The organism is Mesorhizobium sp. WSM4306, from assembly GCF_007003975.1.
Classification (GTDB): domain Bacteria; phylum Pseudomonadota; class Alphaproteobacteria; order Rhizobiales; family Rhizobiaceae; genus Mesorhizobium.
Map to the genome: position 1 here is coordinate 294,303 of NZ_VFTC01000003.1, position 17,144 is coordinate 311,446.

Genomic DNA, 17,144 nt, shown 5'->3' on the forward strand with positions numbered 1-17,144 from the left:
GGGAGAGCTAACTTCAATGGCCGACATGAGGGCGCAAAGCTGACAGGCCCTCTAATACCCTTTTGCTGCCATTCGCGATGCGGACACTGAGGTCATCGTTGTCGTCGAACTTTGCCTTTCGGAGCGATTTGGGTTTTGGGGCGAGAGCGGCCGTGAGAAATGGATATCGGCCGGGTGCGCACTTGAAATGAGTTATGGAGTGACGAGGCCCAGCAGTTGGCTGTGGGATCGTCTGCCCGAGAAGGTGCAGTGTCCGTGGGGCGCCATCTAGTGTAAAAGCGGTTCCCTCCGTGCTATGAATGGACTGTCGACGCCGTCCTAGGCCGACCGCCATTTCAGCAGGCCCAAGGACGTATGTGCCGCAACATGGGCTCAAGCCACCCGCCCGCACATCTGTTGTCGATTGGCCCGCGAGGAGGGATCAGCATGTCAGAACGTCTCGACATAGGCCCGCTGCAACTTGGCGAAACGGCGCCCAATTTCGTGCTCGACGCGATTACTCGCGAGGGCAAGATAGCTATCGACGATTTCCGCGGCGAGAAGCCAGTGCTGGTCGGATTGTATCGAGGTCTCCATTGTCCTTTTTGCAGGCGTCATATCGCGACGGTTTCGCTGCTCACACCAGCCCTTAACGCAAAGGGCATCGAAACCCTGACGGTGGTGAACACGCCCATCGAACGGGCACGCCTTTATCTCCGTTATCATCCGATGCCGGCTCTGCTCGCGGCGTCTGATCCTGAGCGGGCTTCTCACCGCGCTTTTGGGCTCCCCAATATGCAGATCACCGAGGGCGAGAGCGCATGGCCCCACAAGGTCTCAATGAGCGATGTGAAGGCGATGCGGCTCAACGTGCCGGGCGAAATGCCTGAGCCGATGGATCCGTTTGCCACGCTCGAATATCTGAACAAAATAGACAATTACGATATCGCTGAAGCGGACCAGAAAATGATGGCGACCGGCGTGGGCCAGCTCATGGGCCAGTTCCTGCTCGACCGCAACGGCGTCGTTCGCTGGACGTTCTCCGAGGTTTTCGATGGCGGCTTGGGCGCCCACCCGAACTCTGAGGCGATGATGTCGGTCGCGTCGCAAATCGGAAGGTAAGGAGCAGCTTCATAAACTTATTGGAACATACCGGACGCAAGCGAACGCACATCTGGCGGACGCTCTCTCCGCCACTAACAGACAAAACCGCAATGATTTCAATTGCTGATGCCCGCCCTAGGCCATCCCCCACACTAGGCCCCTCGCAAATTTATGCGAAGATTCATGCGAAAATTTTCAAGACTTGATGACTACAGCGCGTGATCTGCAACACGGGCCGCAGCACTCATCCCGACTTCATGCAGACAGCCGACCCGCTTTGCGGATCATAACATTCAGATTTCGAAGGGAAGAATGAGCCTCTCCGCTTCGGTACGTGTTGGAATGTGTCACGATGAAGTCTTTCTGTCGGAAGGTCTCAGCATATTGTCCGGCAAGAGATGACTCATCTATTCTATTGGCCACCCCATAATGAACAATTCGCCGTAGGAACCCGGCGAAGTCATATGTCGAGGCGGTTTCCTTATTTCCGGTTCTGTTTCCGAATTTGTTGGTTTGATCGAGCGCGTAGATGGGGCGCTTTGAAATGAAGCCTTGATAGCCATCTGGCGTTGGCGATTCCCAGTCTCTCGTTAAAAATTCGAAGATCGACATTCGCCTCTGCTGGTAGGCTGCTATCGCGGGAAATGCGAGGAGCATGGGGAATTCGATTCGGTTGTCGGATAACTCAATGATGCTCCACAAGACACCCAAACACTGGTCAATGTCCCGCAGCGACAATCCCAAGCCTGCTGCCATCCCAGCAATCGAGTCCGTGCGCGATACGCCTCCGAATTCCATGACACGGTTGCTGTCAAAACCAAGCGAGACCCAGCGAGCAGCAACGAATTGATCCAGTATGGGCTCGTCAAAACTGTAGGTGCGGTCGAAGAACCTCAACAGGTAGCGCTCCGCATCGAACCCTTGACCGTAGACCGCTTTGATAGTTTCCGCCAATTGGTCAGAGTGCGTAGCAGCAATGAAAACAACATTGGGTACGTCGAAAAGATGCTTGATCCTCTCCAAGAGCGCTACGGCATACGTCGGTCTGCATCGGTCCAATTCATCTACAATAACGAACAGAGGGGGCTGCCCTTTAATTCCCTCCGCTAGCCTTCGTCGAAAATCGTCAATCGCCTCTTGTCCCTCATCGAACATGCGCAGCGCTCGTTCCGCATAGTCGTTAGCCGACTCGAGACCCGCATCGGTCACCGACTTCACCACTTCCTCAGCAATGCCCTCAACGGCTGATTGACCAATCACAAACGCGGCACCGCGACTAATCAAGCCCTTGCCAGCCCGAATTGCGATCTTGCCTGCATTCTTCTTCAAAGCCCTTTTGAGGGAAGCTTTCTTTCCAGTCTGCCCGAGCGCTTTCAGTACAGCGGACATGACGGCAAAGATGGGATCTTCGGCGTGATCATCCCGCCACGCATCGACCAAGGCGACCTTGAGGCCGTTCGCTCTTAGCTGCTCAGCCATCCGATTCACAAAGAAGGTCTTACCAGCTCCCCATGGCGCAGTGACGTTAATTGAAGTACCGCGATCGCCAACGTCAACTGCGAATTTATTCCGACGAAGCAGATAGTCGATTAAGAATTCCGCGTCATCTTTGCGATGAAGGAAATCACCGTCCCATATACCGGCCACCAGATCACCCTCACCCCACGATCTGAAAGATACTTAGAAAAGTGATAGCGGAATTTGGATCAATTCAGCAACAGCGACGGCGCGGAAACGGGGCCTTATTTGACTGGCATCCCGTCAGTCTTTCCTTTGCTGCCGCCCAACCGCCGACCACCCGCTGCTAGGCTATGGAACGCGAAAAGCGGACGACCGCCCTATACCAAAGTGAACGCATGCCGCGCATCCGGACGCGCTCGAGTCGAGAGGCTTCTCTGGATTGATCCAATCGGGCACTTCGGGTGGCGCCTAGAGTTAGTTGATTACGCTAAATTAGCGGCATATAGCTAGCAGGCTAAATCTGTACACAGTCTTTCCAAGGGGGGCGAGAGTGAAGGGCAACATACTGATATCAAGTATTGCATGTACAATCATGCTAACGATTCCTAGCTTGGCACAGGATGCAATTGTAGCTCCTAGCGAAATAGAAGGCACCTTTCTACAACCATTTAACAGTGAGGACGGAACGGGAGCGATAAAATACGCAAGCGACAAGCGTAAGGAGACGTTTGGCCTTGGTGATGGTTTCAATTCCTTGACTGGGGAAATCCGTGGCAAATGTACACTTGGAAAAATGCTGGGGGATGATAGTGAATCCTTCAAGACAGAATATAACATAACTTGGGTGCGTTCCGCCGAAGATTACAAGAAGGCGGTTGGTCTGAGCGCTGCGGCCTCATTCGGATTTGGAATTTGGAAGGCCGACGCTGCCTCCAAATACTACCGAACAGTCAATAGAACAAAGAACTCCGACTACCTGGTCGTATCTACTAAAGTTGAAGGCCCGACCTTCATCCTCGGAGACCCTAGGCTTACCGACGAGGCCAGAACCTACCTCAGCAAAGCAGACAAAACCGCCTTTAAAAACAAATGTGGAAATTACTATTTGTATGGCGTTCGGACCGGAGGAGATTTCATCGCCACCTTTAGTTTTGAGTCGGCATCAGAGACCGAAAGGGCGGAGCTACAGGCCAAGCTCAAAGTCGTAGCACGTGGTTACGGAAACGGCAGCGCGGAATTTTCTCAGGCCTTGGAGACGATCACGAAGACCAGCAAACTTCAGGTGCAGATAATCCGGAATGGAACAAGCGAAAACGTGCCTGAAGACGATATGGAGGCGTTGGTAAAATATGCAAAAGATTTTCCTACAAAGATAAATCGAGATACAGCGCTACCGATCGAGTTTATACGGAGAGATTATCAGACAATTGACCCATTGGCCGATTCATATTCAGATGCCGAGGCTCAAGTTGAAAGACTATCAAATTACCTTGGGGAGGCATCCGCAGCTATTGCCGATCTAGATTATGCAAAGGGGCATTTAGACACGGTCTACCCGATAGTTGACGCCGAAGGCTTAGCAGCCACGGAAAGTGCCATCTCTTCCTACATTGATCAATTGCAGAATACGGCTCGCATATGTGCTGCCGCTCCAGAGACTTGCGCGAACCTCGTGAAAAATACTGAAGGCCCACTGTTCGTAATTCCGCGCCGAGCGCAGATGGTGCCTATCAACCCCAAGGACGGAGCTGAGCAATTCATTGGGTTAGCAGGATCCGGTCAATCCAAGACACTTGTTATTCTGGGCCAGTGGAGCGCCTGGGACAATGGCGACAACCTGTGGTGGCCGCCGGAGCAGTGCTGCTTCGACATTGTTGTTCAATATGAGGACGGACGGCGCGAGACACGAGCGTACAACCCGAACGCCGGTCCGCATACCTTTGTCGGCCCCGCACGTGCATTCGTCCGTCTTGGAGACTCAACCTATGTTGACAACAGGGAGCGGGGCTTGAAGGGGGTAGTTTACTAGGGTTTACAATTTTTAGGAAGCTGCTCCGCCTCCACCAGGCCGGATCCTTCCCGCAAGGGCTGGTGGCGGGTTCTCGCTAACCGGAATCGTACGGACTGCTCCTATTCCATGTCTGGCGAATCGCCGAAGGGGAGGGAATGACATGCAGGCAATGCCGATAGCGCATCAAGCCGCGCAATCCGAGGTCAGGCCCATATCCTCCTTGACCGGCTATCCGGCCGCCGTCCTGTGCTGGCTGCTTTCGGCTGGTGTCTACATCGCGGCCAAATGGGTGGCGCCTGAAATGCCGCCCTGGGGCCCCTGCTTCTGGCGGCTGACGCTTGCTTGCGCCATCCTGCTGCCGATTGTGCACCGTCATCACGACGCGATGGTCGGGCTTTTGCGCAGTCGCGCCGTGGAGGTCATCGCCGTGGGAGCGATCGGTCTCACGCTGTGCCAGGGCATGATCTACCATGGCCTCAGTCACACCGATGCCACCACGGCCGGTATCATCATGGCGCTGTCGCCTGTCATGACGATGGTGCTCGCCCGTTTCGTGCTTGGCGAGCCGCTCGGGCTGTGGAAGTCGCTTGGCGCGCTGGTTGCGCTCGCCGGGATGATTTTCATCGTTGCCCACGGGAACCTGACGGCGCTGCTGCAACTCAAATTCAACGCCGGTGAGCTGTGGATCGTCGGCAGCGCGTTCTGCTGGGGCCTCTACACCGTGCTTTTGCGCCGTGCCAAATTCGGCATCGAGCTCCTGCCGATGGTCGTGCTGCTGCTCGGCGCCGGTGCGCTGGTCGCCTTGCCTTTCCATTTGTGGGAATTGTTCAACGACGAACGCTCCGCCATGAACGTCGACAGCATACTCGCGCTCGCCTATCTGGCAGGTCCTGGCGGCGCCTTGATGTACTATCTCTACAACAAAAGCGTGGAAACGCTCGGCGCGAGCCGGGCGAGCATGCTGCTTTACCTGCAGACGGTGTTCGTCGCTATGCTCGCCTATCTTCTGCTCGGCGAGAAATTGCACGATTACGACCTGGTCGGTGCGGCCTTCATCGTCGCCGGCATCGTACTTGCCACCGCGATCAAGCCTAGGCCAGCTTAACTTTCAAACCGACAACGCAACTTTAACAAGCGGTTGCTTAATCCGCGACCATGCTCCTGCCGCGTACGATGTTGCGATGTTCGTCCGCAGTCGTCCCGCAGGCGCTGGACCCGATGACCGCAAAGGTGAGGTGGGTGGGTTATCGCGAGATTTGCCTCGTCGCATGATTTTCGCCCCACTATGTCAAACTTTATTGCTGGCAACGGTCCCCCGGCAGATAATCCCATTGCTTGGCGGGGTGGGCAGCCGGCGGCCTGCGCGCTTCTTCCGTATAGGGAGAAGGCGCGGGTTGTCGGTTTGAATAGGTCGAGACCCTAAGGACTTTGTTACTTGAAGAACTGATTTCGGCGGTCCCACAAATTCGTTTGTCCACATTGCGAGGGAGGCAATGCGAAATGGATGATGTAACATTCGACGCCTGGGTTTGCCCCAGTGTTGAAGTGATCGAGGCCTGCGGCGAATGGTTCGTCCGCGTGGTCGAGGATGACCAGGAGCTGACCCGATCATTCGATCTGGAATCGTTCGCACTGGCCTATGCGGAAGGTCAGCGAATACGGTTGGGGCTTGCGGACTTCAAGCGAGTGTAGACCACCAGCAGCCTTGTATGAGGCAATGGAACGGCTGGACGCTGCCCAGCTGGAGGGGCGAAAAACTAAAAAGGCCCCGGCGCTGGGTCGACGCGCCGGGGCCTTAGGCATGTACGAGCTACCTAGCATATCCGTTTATGAGCGTGACCTAATATGGTCAACAAACGGTGAATGATCGCTGACCCTTGCCTGCTGATCGACAGTTTGCCCTGATCACGCGGGGAACCTTTTATCGGCGTGCCGATTTGTCTGCATGTCCCGAGCCGTCGAACCACCTATATTGCCAAAGGGTAGCCCAGACCGGGAGGCCAACTGTGAAGTCGCCTTGGAAGCCGCATTCGCAGCGCTGGTGACTGCCTCGGAAGCGCAAGGGTGGACGCCGCGCGAAACGGCTTTATCCCTCCTGAAAATCGCTACGGAGCATGCCCAGCAGTTCACGCTTGTGCCGGCTCAGCCGCGAATATGGCAATCGCGAAGAGGTATATTGATTACGTGTGCCGGGCTCGTGTTTTTGCTGTGTGCCGCCATCGTTTGGTGGGTGCTAAGATGAGCGCGTCGATCGCCGACAAGGTCCGGGTCGAAGAGTTACTCCGAAGTCGAAGCAGTGGCCGACCCGGTGTTACTGAGACGATAGTGAAGCCGTCGACTACTGCGGCTTCTTGAGGGGTTGCCGCCCGCAAGAGCTCGAGCCCTTGGGCAGCCCGTCGCGGAGTGCGCGTGGTTTAATCGGCGAGCTTGATGTCTGCGTTCGCCATCTCGTCCTTGAAGTTAACTTTCGTGCCCTTCTGCACCATCGAGGCGAGGTCTTCGGCATCCCAGTTGGTCAGCCTGATGCAGCCATGCGAGAAGGTCGTTCCAATCTTGCCGGGTTCGGGCGTGCCGTGAATGCCGTAGCTTTCGATAGAGAGGTCGATCCAGACCGATCCAACGGGGTTGTTCGGCCCTGCAGCAATGGTGAAGGGCCGCTTGGTCTTTACCCCCTTGAAGGCGAAGTCCGGATCATAGTGATATGTGGGATTGCGTACGACACGTTTGATCTCTGCCTGACCGCTTGGCGCCGGCTTCTCGTTGCTCCCGATCGAGGCGGGGTAGACTGCAAGCCATTTGCCAGAGGCGTCAAGCACGCGCACCAGGCGAGTGCCCTTGTCGACCTCGACACCAGCAACAGCGGCGGGAGGACCGCCTCGGCCAACATCTGGGACCACCAACATCGTGCCGGCCTTCCTGAAGCCGATGCCAGGATTGAGCTTTCTAAGCAATTGCTCGCTGATATGGAAGCGCTCCGCAATCTTCTCCGCCGCGTTGTGATAGCCAAGCCGCGACAGACGGGCCATCCTCTCCAGGCGAGCCGGAATGCGTTTGGTGAAAGGTCCGCGCACATCCTTGGGTGTCAGTTCGTAGGCCACCAGAACGGGACTGGCGGAGGTTGCCATCAGCTTGTCCCAGGTTTCCCGAGTGAGCTTGCCATCTGATGGGAATCCGTTCGCGGCCTGAAAGGCTCCAACCGCCTTGGCGAGGTTCTCTGAAAGGCGGCCGTCGATCAGGCCCGGTGAGAATCGGGCGCGATCCAGAAGAATCTGGGCTTTCAGTACAGCTGGATTGACGCCTTTGGGTGGGCTGACGACGAATTGGGCCTGATTGACGGCGGTTTGGTCCAGCTTGGCCGCCTCTGCCTCGCCGCAAGCGAGGACGAGCGCCACGGCAAAAAGGAGGAGCCTAAACATCGGGTCAACTCCGGAGTTGCACAGGACCTCCCTTATGACGCGGAACGGCCTTTGTGGTTCCGTTCGCCGACAGCTGATTCATCGGCAGATCTTATGAAAAGGCTCGCCACGTCGATGTGGCGAGCCTTTTCAGTGCGACGGGCACTGGTCACGTCAGGATAAGCACGATCTTCAGCGTGTCCGGATCGACGATGACGATCCGACCGTCCGCCAAAACGAAATACTCGTAGGTTTCGTAGGCGGGTACAATCTTGACGATGCGCGCCGGCAGACGATGCAGCCGAATCTTGTGCCGGGGAATCTCGATGCCGACCGAAATGTCGAAATCGACATTGGACACCGGCTCGATCCGGGTCTGCTTGATGACTTGGGTGATCTGGGTTTTCTGTTCGACCGTCACGTTGGTGATCGAAGCAGTCGACCCCTGATCCGTCTGTGTCGGGGTCTTGCCTTGAGCCTGCTGGTCGGTCTGGACCTTTGGCTTGCCCTGAGCCTGCTGATCGGTGGTCGCACCAGCCTTGCCCTGGGCCTGCTCGTCGGTCTTGAGCTTGGTCTTGCCCTGCGCCTGCTGATCGGTGGTCGCACCAGCCTTGCCCTGGGCCTGCTCGTCGGTCTTGAGCTTGGTCTTACCCTGAGCCTGCTCGCCCATCTTCATCTTCGAGCCTTTTTGACAGTCGGCCGTGCCAGCCGCGCAATTGGCGTCGGCGCCGGGTTTGGTCTCGGCTGGTTGTGTCTGCGCTGCAGCTGCCCCACAGCCAATGCCGAGCGCCAGCATGCTGGTGATCAGAATATGTTTCATAAGGAAGTCTCCTCGAAAGGTGTCAGTCCCTTCATTGGGTAAACCTCAACCGAAAAGCTTTGTTCCAAGGAGAATTGGCAAAACCGACAGGCAGAAATTTGAAGGAACAAGCTCCATCCGATGGCGTTTACGACCAGGAGACCCGGCTGCGAAACGCGCAGCCCAAGGCTCGCTCACAGTGGAAAGGAGACGATCATGAGAATGCATCTTACCACCGCCGCGGCAGGACTTTTGCTACTCGCCGGCGTTGGCGCTGCAGGCGCTCAGGATGTGATCATCCAGCCTGAGCAGGAAACGGTAATCAAGGAGTATGTGCACAAACAGCCGCTGGCTTCCATTAAGATTCCCGGCGTGGAACTTAATGTCGGTACGGCTCTGCCCGATACCGTCGAACTTCACGAAGTTCCCAACGTCAAATACCGCTACGTCGTGGTCGACAACCAGACCGTGGTGGTTGATCCTGGCACACGCAAGATCGTGAAGATTATTCAGTGATACAAGTTCGTCCAAGCTCGTCGCTTTCCGGAGTGGCGGGCTTTTGCCGGTGCCAAATCGGTCGATTGAGCTAACCCCGGCCTAATTGATTGGCTGGGGGCCGGCGTGGGCGATCGAGATGCTCTCGATGAGACCCTTCTGGCGGAACGGCCTGCCAGCAACGGGACATTGGACGGTCGATCGGAAATAGCGTCCGCAGCGTAGCCGGTTACGATTACGGCTGGCCAATCCGAGCGGAGATTGCGCGCAAATCGGATGACATCCACCCCGAGGGGTATCCAGGAAATGGGGGCCACCGCCCTCTATGTCTGCCTTCCCGAATCGAGTTGCACCCCAAGTCGCTCTTTCCTTCTCCACCGCACTACGGCGCGGTAACTGGTTCGATCTACAGGGACGTGAAGCACGAAACGGTCGGGAATTGCGATGTCGGCCTTCACCCGCAACTCCGCACCGTGAGCGTGCTGGTTACAAACCAGACAACTGATGCTGACGTCGCCGGAGTCGATTGTCGCTTCCTTCAGAACAAGGTCACGGATATGCGACCGTCGCTCTATTGGTGGGTCAGTCGGCACTGCCTTATTCCTCTGATTTGACGGACCGAAACCCTTCATTCCGGAACGGGGGTTGGAAACACACTACCGGCCCAGCGGCTGCCTCGAAAGAGTGACGAGCTCGGCTTCGTCGACCACGCCGGCCATATAGTTCGCGATAATCCGGGATGCGAGAGCCTCGCGCGCTTCTGGCGATTGACCGTCGAGCTTGAGCTGCTGGAATACACGCCCCAACAGCTCAAGTTCGGATGGCTGCAGAATGCCAGCCTCCGTGGCTTTGCGTCGAATGGGCACTTGTTATCCTCCACCGCAGCCAACGAACATACGACCGCGGCCAGGAAACTCAACTCCACTGTTGAGGGCGCCCAGGCGCGCAAATGCCCTTTCGGACGTGCGAAGCTCTCACCCAGCGGCCTGTGCCGCGCTCGCTATCTTCATGGCGGATTGCCGGCCTGCTCCCGCAACCAGGCGCAGAAATGCCTCGGAGCCATGCGGCGGTCGTCGGCGCCGGTGTCGAATATGAGGTCTTTGAAATCCTCTGACGTGACAGCGCGGCCACCAATACGCCTCGCTTGGAGCGAGCATGGCAGATGATGCTTCGATGGTTTTGGCTGCAAATGCAGAGGCGCCAAAGCTCGCGCATGCTGCGCGAGCTGACAGACGAGCAACTCAGGGACATTGGCCAGCGCCGCAGCCCAACGGGAAAGTCTCGCCACGCCCAACAGATCGCCTTGATGAACACTAGCCAGACCATGTCACTCCGGTCGCAGAGCGGCGCAATCGGCAAGGCCGCCATCCCATCCTCGCCAGCCGTGCGATACCTTCATCCCGTGGCCTGCGCAGACCTGCGCCGCGCCTCACTCACCGTCAGCCAGACAGCGGAGACCAGGAAGTAGAAGGCGCCGAACGCGGCATAGGGCGCGACATTGGTGATGTCGATTGTCGCCGCGCTGCCCGCCATCTTCACAAAGAAGATGCCGGCCAGCGCCGACTGGGCGCCGCTCAGCACCATTGCCCACTGCGCGCCGGACTTCCAGCGCCGGATCGCGGTGGCGAGCTGGAAAAGGCCGGACAGGACCGCCCAGACGCCGAACACCGCCAGCACCGCATTCATGGACTTGCCAAGCGCAATGGCGACCGCGACCGTGGTGACGATGCTGATGACGAAGTTAAGCAGCTGCGTCTTGTTGCGGTTCAAGCCGCCGCTGCGCCGGGCGTCGACGAAATTGGCCAGCGCATCCCAGGCCGGATAGGCGACCAGCATGATGGCCGCCAGAGACGGCATTGTCCTGGCGACCGTGAAGGCCAGCAAGACCCAGGCGGCCGCCACGGCAAAGCGTGTGAAATAGTAGCTCTTGAGCCAGCTGTTCGAGAGCTGGGCGAGGTTGGTTTCATTGGTCTTGGCAAGCATGTTGTTTTCCTTTGTTGGACGTTTGTATACCTACTAGAAGGTAGGTAAAGTGGACGTATTGCCGGAATTCGGTGACAGGGCTTGGCCCTATCGCGCAAATTCCCTGTCAGTGAACCTTCGCTGATAGACGCTGCACGGTTGGCGTCAGGATGGCGTCAAATATGGCAGGGTTGCCATAGGCGCGCGCCGACAGCATCGCGCCATGGACAGTCGCCATGAACGTCTCAGCCTCCAGCTCGGCAGAGCCGACGAATTTGAGAACCCCCTGTTCGGCACCGCGATGCATGACCTTGGTCAACCAGGACGACAGGAACCGGAAGTAAGCCCGCACCTCGACGGCAACCTCAGGCGGAAGTGCGGGGAGTTCGCTGGCAAGCAGCGCGCAGACGCAAAATGGCATGCTCGCGTCTTCAATGCATTTTGCCCAGTAACCGGCATAGGTTCGAAGCAGGGCGAGCGGGTCAGGAACTTTGCTTTCCAGATCTGCCATACTTACCTCGGTGCGCTCGCGATGGTGCGCCACCAGCGTGCGAACGAGGTCGACCTTGCTGGGGAAATGATGGTGGATGCTCGCCTTGCGGATCCCCACCTCGCCGGCGATATCGGCATAGCTGAATCCGTTGTAGCCGCCCGCCACGATGAAGTTTCGCGCTGACGCCAGAATCTGATCGGAGGTCATCACAAGATTGCTCATGGCGTCTACCTACCTACTAGTAGGGATGCTGTCAACCCTGGATTTCTGGGTGAGGCGATCTACGCCAAGGCCAGAGGCTGAAATTGGCAATCCACCTGGAAATGAAAAGCCCGCCGGCCAAGCCAGCGGGCGAGATAGGGCAGGAAACCTTGCGGCCGTTGCGCAAGAACGGGACAAGCGCAGTACGCCTTTGCCGCGGGCTAGAACCAGCGGCGGTCGCGTTCCAGGGTTTGCCCGAGCAGCAGGCCGATCAGCAGCCCGGCAATGCCACCAAGGACGAAAGCGCTGCTGATCGTGCCGGGATTCTGCTGGACGGTTTCGGACACCGTCTGCGCCTGCGATCTCAACTGCTGCGCTGCCCGTGCCGCGCGCTCGGTCGCGCTGCCATACCAGCCGCCTGCCTCCTCGACGGCATCTTCGGCACGGTCGGCAAGTGTCCGGTTTATCTTGCTGATCTCGCGCTTCAGCGATGCAACCTGCTTTTCCAGGGCCTCCTGGGCTTCGCGGGCGGAAATCTTCGGGGTTTCGTTGTCGGCCATGGGCTGTTCCTTTCATTGAGGTACGGGGAACGGCTTACGGACAAGGATGGTTCCGAAAGCTTGTGCTTACCGCCACGCACGACCTTCTCATGCGGCTTCGGCTCGCCGGTCGGCTTCTTCGCAGCCCTGCGGAACCACAATGAGTCTGCCGTAGGCTTCAGAGCCAAGCGAAGGGATACCGCACGTGCTAGGCACCGTTCGAATGATGATCGGCCAGACCCGCGATGCGATCGGTTTGCAGAAGCGCGCCCCCACCATCCCGACCGACACCGATACGCCCGTCTCCAGGGAAATCGCCACGCTCACCACTATCCGCCTGGCCGACATAGCCGGCCTCGGCCCATCGACAGCCGAGAGCTGACGGTCTTGCGGACCGGCGACTCGATTGCGCGCAACCTCGAACGCAGCGAGCTGCTGAGCGCTGAAACCGGCCCATCGTCACGTGCGGGCCGCGAAGGCCTTCATTCCCTTCTTGATCGACTTGCGCGCTTCCGCGGCGTCCTGCCAACCCTTGAACCTGATCTCCTTCCCCGTTTCCGACACCGACGAGCGAAAGAACTGTTCTATTTCGCGCCTGAGACGCTCGGGCACGTGATCCGCGGCGACCGGCTCGTCTTCGGCGTCCTCCTTCCGCGGGCAGAGGATATAGCGGTCATTGCGCAGAGCCGCGCCGCCCCTCTCCTTCTGCTTGACCCGCAACGCGCCCAGCAGGTCGCATTTGATGACGATGCCGGGGGCTGAGGCCGCCTGGTGGATGACCAGCCCGTCGAGGGGGTCTCCGTCCTCGCCAAGCGTCGAAGGGATGAAGCCCCAGTCGTAGGGATAGGTCATCCCGACCGGCAGCGGGCGGACATAGGCGAAGGCTTGGATGGCCGGGTCATAGGCCATTTTGGCGGCAGCGCCGCGCGGAGTTTCGATGACCACTCTGACCAGGCCTTTGGTCGTGGTCGGCAGTTTCAGATAGTCGGGCATCGTCTTGCCTTTCGCGGGTGACTCCGCATGGAACTTCAGCCGACGAAGAATGTTCCGAAGGCGGGCCCCTGATTCCGAAGGCTGGACTTGATGGAGATAAGCGGATGGCGAGAGCTGCATTGCACCTGCTGAAGGGCGTCGGCTATCTGATTTCCACCGCAAGCGTCGTCCTGCTTGCGATCGTCAGTTGGTCGAGCGCCTCGCAAAGTCCGCTGCTGGTCGCCTGCTTGCTTGGCGGCGCCGCGGCATCGATCGTCGGAATGTTCTGCCGGTGGCTCACCTATGAGATCGAAAAGCGCCAGGAGCACAAATAGCGCCAGCCAGCCTGCCCTTCATTTCGACGCCGATCAGGCCGTCGCAGCAGGCGTCTTGTTTAATCGAAATCCATCGGAACCTGTCCCGGATGCAAGAGTTGAGAAGAACCCACCCGCAAAAAAGGACGAACAACAATGGCACCGACCAAGGCATCCTCGAAAGACCTCAACACCCTCTTCCACGACACGCTCAAGGACATCTATTTCGCCGAAAAGAAGATCCTGGCGACGCTGCCGAAAATGGCCAAGGCAGCCCAAAGTCCGGACCTGAAGGCCGCCTTCGAAAAGCATCGCGGCCAGACCGAAGAGCATGTCGCCCGGCTCGAAGGCGTGTTCGAGGTGATCGGCAAGAAGCCGGTCGGCAAGACCTGCGCGGCGATCATGGGCATCACCGAGGAAGGCGCCGAGATCATGGACGAATACAAGGGCGCGGCAGCGCTCGACGCCGGCCTGCTTGCCGCCGCACAGGCCGTCGAACACTACGAAATCTCGCGCTACGGCACCTTGCGCACCTGGGCCTCCGAACTCGGTTACAACGATGCGGTCAGCCTGCTCGAGCTGACGCTCAGCGAGGAAAAGGAGACCGATGCGGCGCTGACCCAACTCGCCGAGTCGGCGGTCAACGTCGCAGCCGAAGCCGCTTAAGCCAAGCAGCAGCGTCGACGGCACTTCACAGGCATCTGCTCTGGAGCCTCGATGCTCACGCATCGGGGCTCTTCGCGCATCCAACCAGCGATCGGAATTCTTCCATGCAAATAATCCGGACTGAGGTCGACGACACCATCGGGCGCGGCGGCCAACCCGTTCGGCGCGTGGTGTTTTGCGGTGAAGGCGGCGAATGCGTCAGCGTCGACATGGCAAAGGCGCAAGCAGCCGAGAACGAGGGAGCCACCATCGAGCGGGCGAGAGCGGTGCTCGTGCAGACCGCCACCTCCGGTTTGGCGGCCAACGACTACGAGGCTGAAAGCAGCGGCAATTTTGACGAAGTCGCGGTAACCGCCGTCAACGACGAGAGCGGCGCGACCTACATTTTTGAGTATCGCGATGGCGACGGCGTCCGCCAAGTTCCCGCCTCGACGATGCCAAGCTTCGAAGCGGCCCGCCAGGAAGCCATCCGCTGTGCCGTCGACGTGCTGGCCGATCTGCAACCGGGCACCGACGATCTGTCGGGCTGGCTGGTGCGGGTGCTCGACGAGAATGGCGGCCTGCTCTGCTCGATCGACGTTTCCGAGGCGGAAGCAGCGCGCCAAGCCGAGGTTGCCGCGTTTTGAAAGCGGTGAGGATCCATGTGGTCGGGAGTTGAGGATGGCGGCGCGCGGCCTGGTTCATGGCCCTCTGGGAGAGACCTGCCTTCATCTGTGCGTCGACATGCAACGGCTGTTCGCGCCCGAAGGGCCTTGGGCAGTACCCTGGGTGGAAAAGGTGCTCCCGGCGATTGAAGAGCTTGCCGGCAAACATCCCCATCAAACCGTGTTTACCCGCTTCATCCCTGCCGAGAAGCCCGGCGATGGAACCGGCATGTGGGCGCATTATTATCGGCGCTGGGCGGACGTCACCCTTGCCAATATCGATCGCAGGCTCGTGGATATCATGCCGCAGCTGGCGCGTTTCGTGCCGCCCGCGACGGTGCTCGACAAGCGGGTTTATTCGCCATGGACCGGAGGTCGCCTGGACGCTGCGCTGGCGGGGCGGGATGTCGACACGCTTGTCATCACGGGCGCGGAGACGGACGTGTGTGTCCTCGCCACACTGTTGGGCGCGATTGATCGAGGCTTCCGCGTGATCGTGGTGACCGATGCCGTCTGCAGTTCGGCCGACCAGACCCATAATGCGCTAATGGAACTCTACCGATCGCGTTTTAGCGAGCAGGTCGAGGCCGTTGCCATGCAGGACGTCTTGGAAAACTGGCACTAGGCGAAGACAGGACCACCAGCATGAGAGCCTTCCTGCGCAACAATGGACTGACCATCGCTTTGAGCGCGATGTTCCTGCTCAGCCTTATGGGTATGATCTGGTCAGGTCATACCGCATACAATGACGAGCTCCGGGAACACGGCGCGCCGGCTGTCGGATTGGGGTCCTATTTGATCAGCGGCACCTTCGTGTCTGCCCTGTTCGAAAATTGGGAAAGCGAATTCCTGCAGATGTCGGCCTATGTGATGCTGACCGCGATGCTCTATCAGCGCGGCTCGTCCGAGTCCCGCGATCCCGATGATCCCGACAGACCCAACGACCAGATCCGGTTGGCCATGCGCCGGCAGATGCCAATCCTGTCCTGGCTCTATTCATACTCGCTGGGGATAGCCTTGGCCGTGCTGTTCATAGCATCCTTCGTCCTGCACTGGTGGGGGAGTATGGCGGCGTCGAATGCCGAGACGCTGCGCCATGGCGGCCAAACCCAATCGCTCACAAGCCACCTCTTCGACGCAAAGCTCTGGTTCGAGTCTTTCCAGAACTGGCAGTCGGAATTTTTGTCCACGGCGGTGCTGGTGCTGCTCTCGATCGTACTGCGGCACAAGGGCTCGCCGGAATCGAAGCCGGTTGGTGCGGCACATTCCGATACGGGTGACTAGTGCATGTCGCCCAGAAGTGTGCTGCGGTTCTGGGACAACGACATGCATCAAAACAAAGACTTAAAGCGCGTCGCTTGAATCCGTTTCAGCGCGACGCGCTTTAGGCAGGTCCGTGACCTTCGCCCAACTATTGGCGGAACCGGCGGCTCGGATCTTTGTTTACGATCAAGTCCAGGAGCATGGAAACATGACCGCGAACGAAAACCATCGTGAGACCGGTGCCACCAAATACCCGGCACGGACCGGGCCCGACCCTTCGGACGATTTCTCTCAGGATGCCGCGGCCAACAAGAAGCCGCCAAGTGGCATGGGCTTGACCCGGCCTGTCGGGGATGTCGACGACAAGACGCATCAATCCGACGGACGAAATCCTCCCAAGCCTGCCTCGCGCCCAGCCAGAAAATAGTCCGGCTACCTGCATGAATAGAGCCCGCCTGCCAGGACATCTGACGGGCGGGTTCAAACAAGATGGGCATCTTTGCGGATCACCGTGCAACGCTGCCCGCGCCATCTTGTTCCGCTGACCTTGCGTTCCCGCCATAAACGTTCGCGCGGCGGAACAAAGCCCTCCGGTACTTGTTAGCCCCTCAGCTGCCTGAGCGCCTTCAACCGGCGCTTGCGCAACCCACGTAACCCACCGGAAACCACTGGTTGCGCGGCTTTTGGCGGCACCGAAGCGGCGATGCGAAAGCGCTTTTGCGCCAGTTCCGCGATCACACCATATGAACCGATCCAACCTCTGATACCTTGTTCAGCAGCGGGACTTGTCCCGCTTTGGCCGGTGCTTCAGGCAACCCCATCCCAACCCCCCGCCCCCTGTGGCGC

The 17,144-nt window shown here is 58.6% G+C and carries 20 protein-coding genes; 11 read left to right on the top strand and 9 right to left on the bottom strand.

The window, feature by feature from the left end:
- The first annotated feature begins 426 nt into the window (after window positions 1-426).
- Window positions 427-1,101 (top strand): peroxiredoxin-like family protein, encoded by a 675-nt coding sequence (locus FJV77_RS06995; RefSeq protein WP_142866104.1) that lies wholly within the window; start codon window positions 427-429, stop codon window positions 1,099-1,101.
- 237 nt (window positions 1,102-1,338) lie between these two features.
- On the opposite strand, the gene FJV77_RS07000 is transcribed toward FJV77_RS06995, so the two are convergent.
- Complete coding sequence (locus FJV77_RS07000) at window positions 1,339-2,730, bottom strand: P-loop NTPase fold protein (RefSeq protein ID WP_185970213.1); 1,392 nt, start codon at window positions 2,728-2,730, stop codon at window positions 1,339-1,341.
- Between the two features lie 424 nt (window positions 2,731-3,154).
- Between FJV77_RS07000 and FJV77_RS07005 the strand changes: the two genes are divergently transcribed.
- The 3 genes from FJV77_RS07005 (at window position 3,155) to FJV77_RS07015 (ending at window position 6,247) form a co-directional block, all read left to right on the top strand.
- Window positions 3,155-4,573 carry a hypothetical protein gene (locus FJV77_RS07005; RefSeq protein WP_142866106.1) on the top strand — a complete coding sequence of 473 codons (1,419 nt, stop codon included), beginning with the start codon at window positions 3,155-3,157 and terminating at the stop codon, window positions 4,571-4,573.
- A 142-nt stretch (window positions 4,574-4,715) separates the two neighbouring features.
- Complete coding sequence (locus tag FJV77_RS07010) at window positions 4,716-5,660, top strand: EamA family transporter (protein WP_142866107.1); 945 nt, start codon at window positions 4,716-4,718, stop codon at window positions 5,658-5,660.
- 395 nt (window positions 5,661-6,055) lie between these two features.
- On the top strand, window positions 6,056-6,247 hold the full coding sequence (locus FJV77_RS07015; RefSeq protein ID WP_142866108.1) for a hypothetical protein: 192 nt from the start codon (window positions 6,056-6,058) through the stop codon (window positions 6,245-6,247).
- Window positions 6,248-6,969: 722 nt separating this feature from the next.
- Here the strand turns inward: FJV77_RS07015 and FJV77_RS07025 are convergent.
- Complete coding sequence (locus tag FJV77_RS07025) at window positions 6,970-7,971, bottom strand: L,D-transpeptidase (RefSeq protein WP_142866110.1); 1,002 nt, start codon at window positions 7,969-7,971, stop codon at window positions 6,970-6,972.
- 148 nt (window positions 7,972-8,119) lie between these two features.
- On the bottom strand, window positions 8,120-8,770 hold the full coding sequence (locus FJV77_RS07030; RefSeq protein ID WP_142866111.1) for a DUF1236 domain-containing protein: 651 nt from the start codon (window positions 8,768-8,770) through the stop codon (window positions 8,120-8,122).
- 195 nt (window positions 8,771-8,965) lie between these two features.
- Here FJV77_RS07030 and FJV77_RS07035 point away from each other — a divergent pair, with 195 nt between their 5' ends.
- Window positions 8,966-9,265, top strand: coding sequence for a DUF1236 domain-containing protein (locus FJV77_RS07035; RefSeq protein ID WP_142866112.1), 300 nt, complete (start codon window positions 8,966-8,968; stop codon window positions 9,263-9,265).
- A gap of 302 nt (window positions 9,266-9,567) precedes the next feature.
- On the opposite strand, the gene FJV77_RS32800 is transcribed toward FJV77_RS07035, so the two are convergent.
- The 5 genes from FJV77_RS32800 to FJV77_RS07070 all read right to left on the bottom strand — a co-directional run bounded on the left by FJV77_RS32800 (window position 9,568) and on the right by FJV77_RS07070 (window position 12,460).
- Window positions 9,568-9,876, bottom strand: a complete 309-nt coding sequence (locus FJV77_RS32800; RefSeq protein WP_142866113.1) for a PilZ domain-containing protein — start codon at window positions 9,874-9,876, stop codon at window positions 9,568-9,570.
- Between the two features lie 24 nt (window positions 9,877-9,900).
- The gene (locus tag FJV77_RS07050; protein ID WP_142866114.1) at window positions 9,901-10,110 is read right to left on the bottom strand and encodes a hypothetical protein; all 210 of its coding nucleotides are present in this window, start codon (window positions 10,108-10,110) and stop codon (window positions 9,901-9,903) included.
- Between the two features lie 529 nt (window positions 10,111-10,639).
- Window positions 10,640-11,227, bottom strand: a complete 588-nt coding sequence (locus FJV77_RS07060; protein ID WP_142866115.1) for a DUF308 domain-containing protein — start codon at window positions 11,225-11,227, stop codon at window positions 10,640-10,642.
- Window positions 11,228-11,333: 106 nt separating this feature from the next.
- Entirely contained in the window at window positions 11,334-11,921 is a 588-nt protein-coding gene (locus FJV77_RS07065) for a TetR/AcrR family transcriptional regulator (protein WP_142866116.1), read from the bottom strand.
- A 200-nt stretch (window positions 11,922-12,121) separates the two neighbouring features.
- Window positions 12,122-12,460, bottom strand: a complete 339-nt coding sequence (locus FJV77_RS07070) for a hypothetical protein (protein ID WP_142866117.1) — start codon at window positions 12,458-12,460, stop codon at window positions 12,122-12,124.
- 184 nt (window positions 12,461-12,644) lie between these two features.
- On the opposite strand from FJV77_RS07070, the gene FJV77_RS32225 reads away from it, so the two are divergent.
- Window positions 12,645-12,821 (top strand): hypothetical protein, encoded by a 177-nt coding sequence (locus FJV77_RS32225; protein ID WP_185970214.1) that lies wholly within the window; start codon window positions 12,645-12,647, stop codon window positions 12,819-12,821.
- Window positions 12,822-12,898: 77 nt separating this feature from the next.
- On the opposite strand, the gene FJV77_RS07075 is transcribed toward FJV77_RS32225, so the two are convergent.
- Entirely contained in the window at window positions 12,899-13,432 is a 534-nt protein-coding gene (locus tag FJV77_RS07075) for an inorganic diphosphatase (protein WP_142866118.1), read from the bottom strand.
- Window positions 13,433-13,536: 104 nt separating this feature from the next.
- Between FJV77_RS07075 and FJV77_RS07080 the strand changes: the two genes are divergently transcribed.
- From FJV77_RS07080 to FJV77_RS07100, 5 genes are all read left to right on the top strand, one after another.
- On the top strand, window positions 13,537-13,746 hold the full coding sequence (locus FJV77_RS07080; protein ID WP_142866119.1) for a hypothetical protein: 210 nt from the start codon (window positions 13,537-13,539) through the stop codon (window positions 13,744-13,746).
- Between the two features lie 135 nt (window positions 13,747-13,881).
- Window positions 13,882-14,391 (top strand): DUF892 family protein, encoded by a 510-nt coding sequence (locus FJV77_RS07085; protein WP_142866120.1) that lies wholly within the window; start codon window positions 13,882-13,884, stop codon window positions 14,389-14,391.
- Window positions 14,392-14,495: 104 nt separating this feature from the next.
- Window positions 14,496-15,017, top strand: a complete 522-nt coding sequence (locus FJV77_RS07090; protein WP_142866121.1) for a hypothetical protein — start codon at window positions 14,496-14,498, stop codon at window positions 15,015-15,017.
- A gap of 34 nt (window positions 15,018-15,051) precedes the next feature.
- A complete protein-coding gene (locus FJV77_RS07095; protein ID WP_142866122.1) occupies window positions 15,052-15,660 on the top strand; it encodes an isochorismatase family cysteine hydrolase in 609 nt (202 codons plus the stop codon).
- 20 nt (window positions 15,661-15,680) lie between these two features.
- Window positions 15,681-16,319, top strand: coding sequence for a DUF6766 family protein (locus FJV77_RS07100; RefSeq protein WP_142866123.1), 639 nt, complete (start codon window positions 15,681-15,683; stop codon window positions 16,317-16,319).
- The last annotated feature ends 825 nt before the right edge of the window (window positions 16,320-17,144 follow it).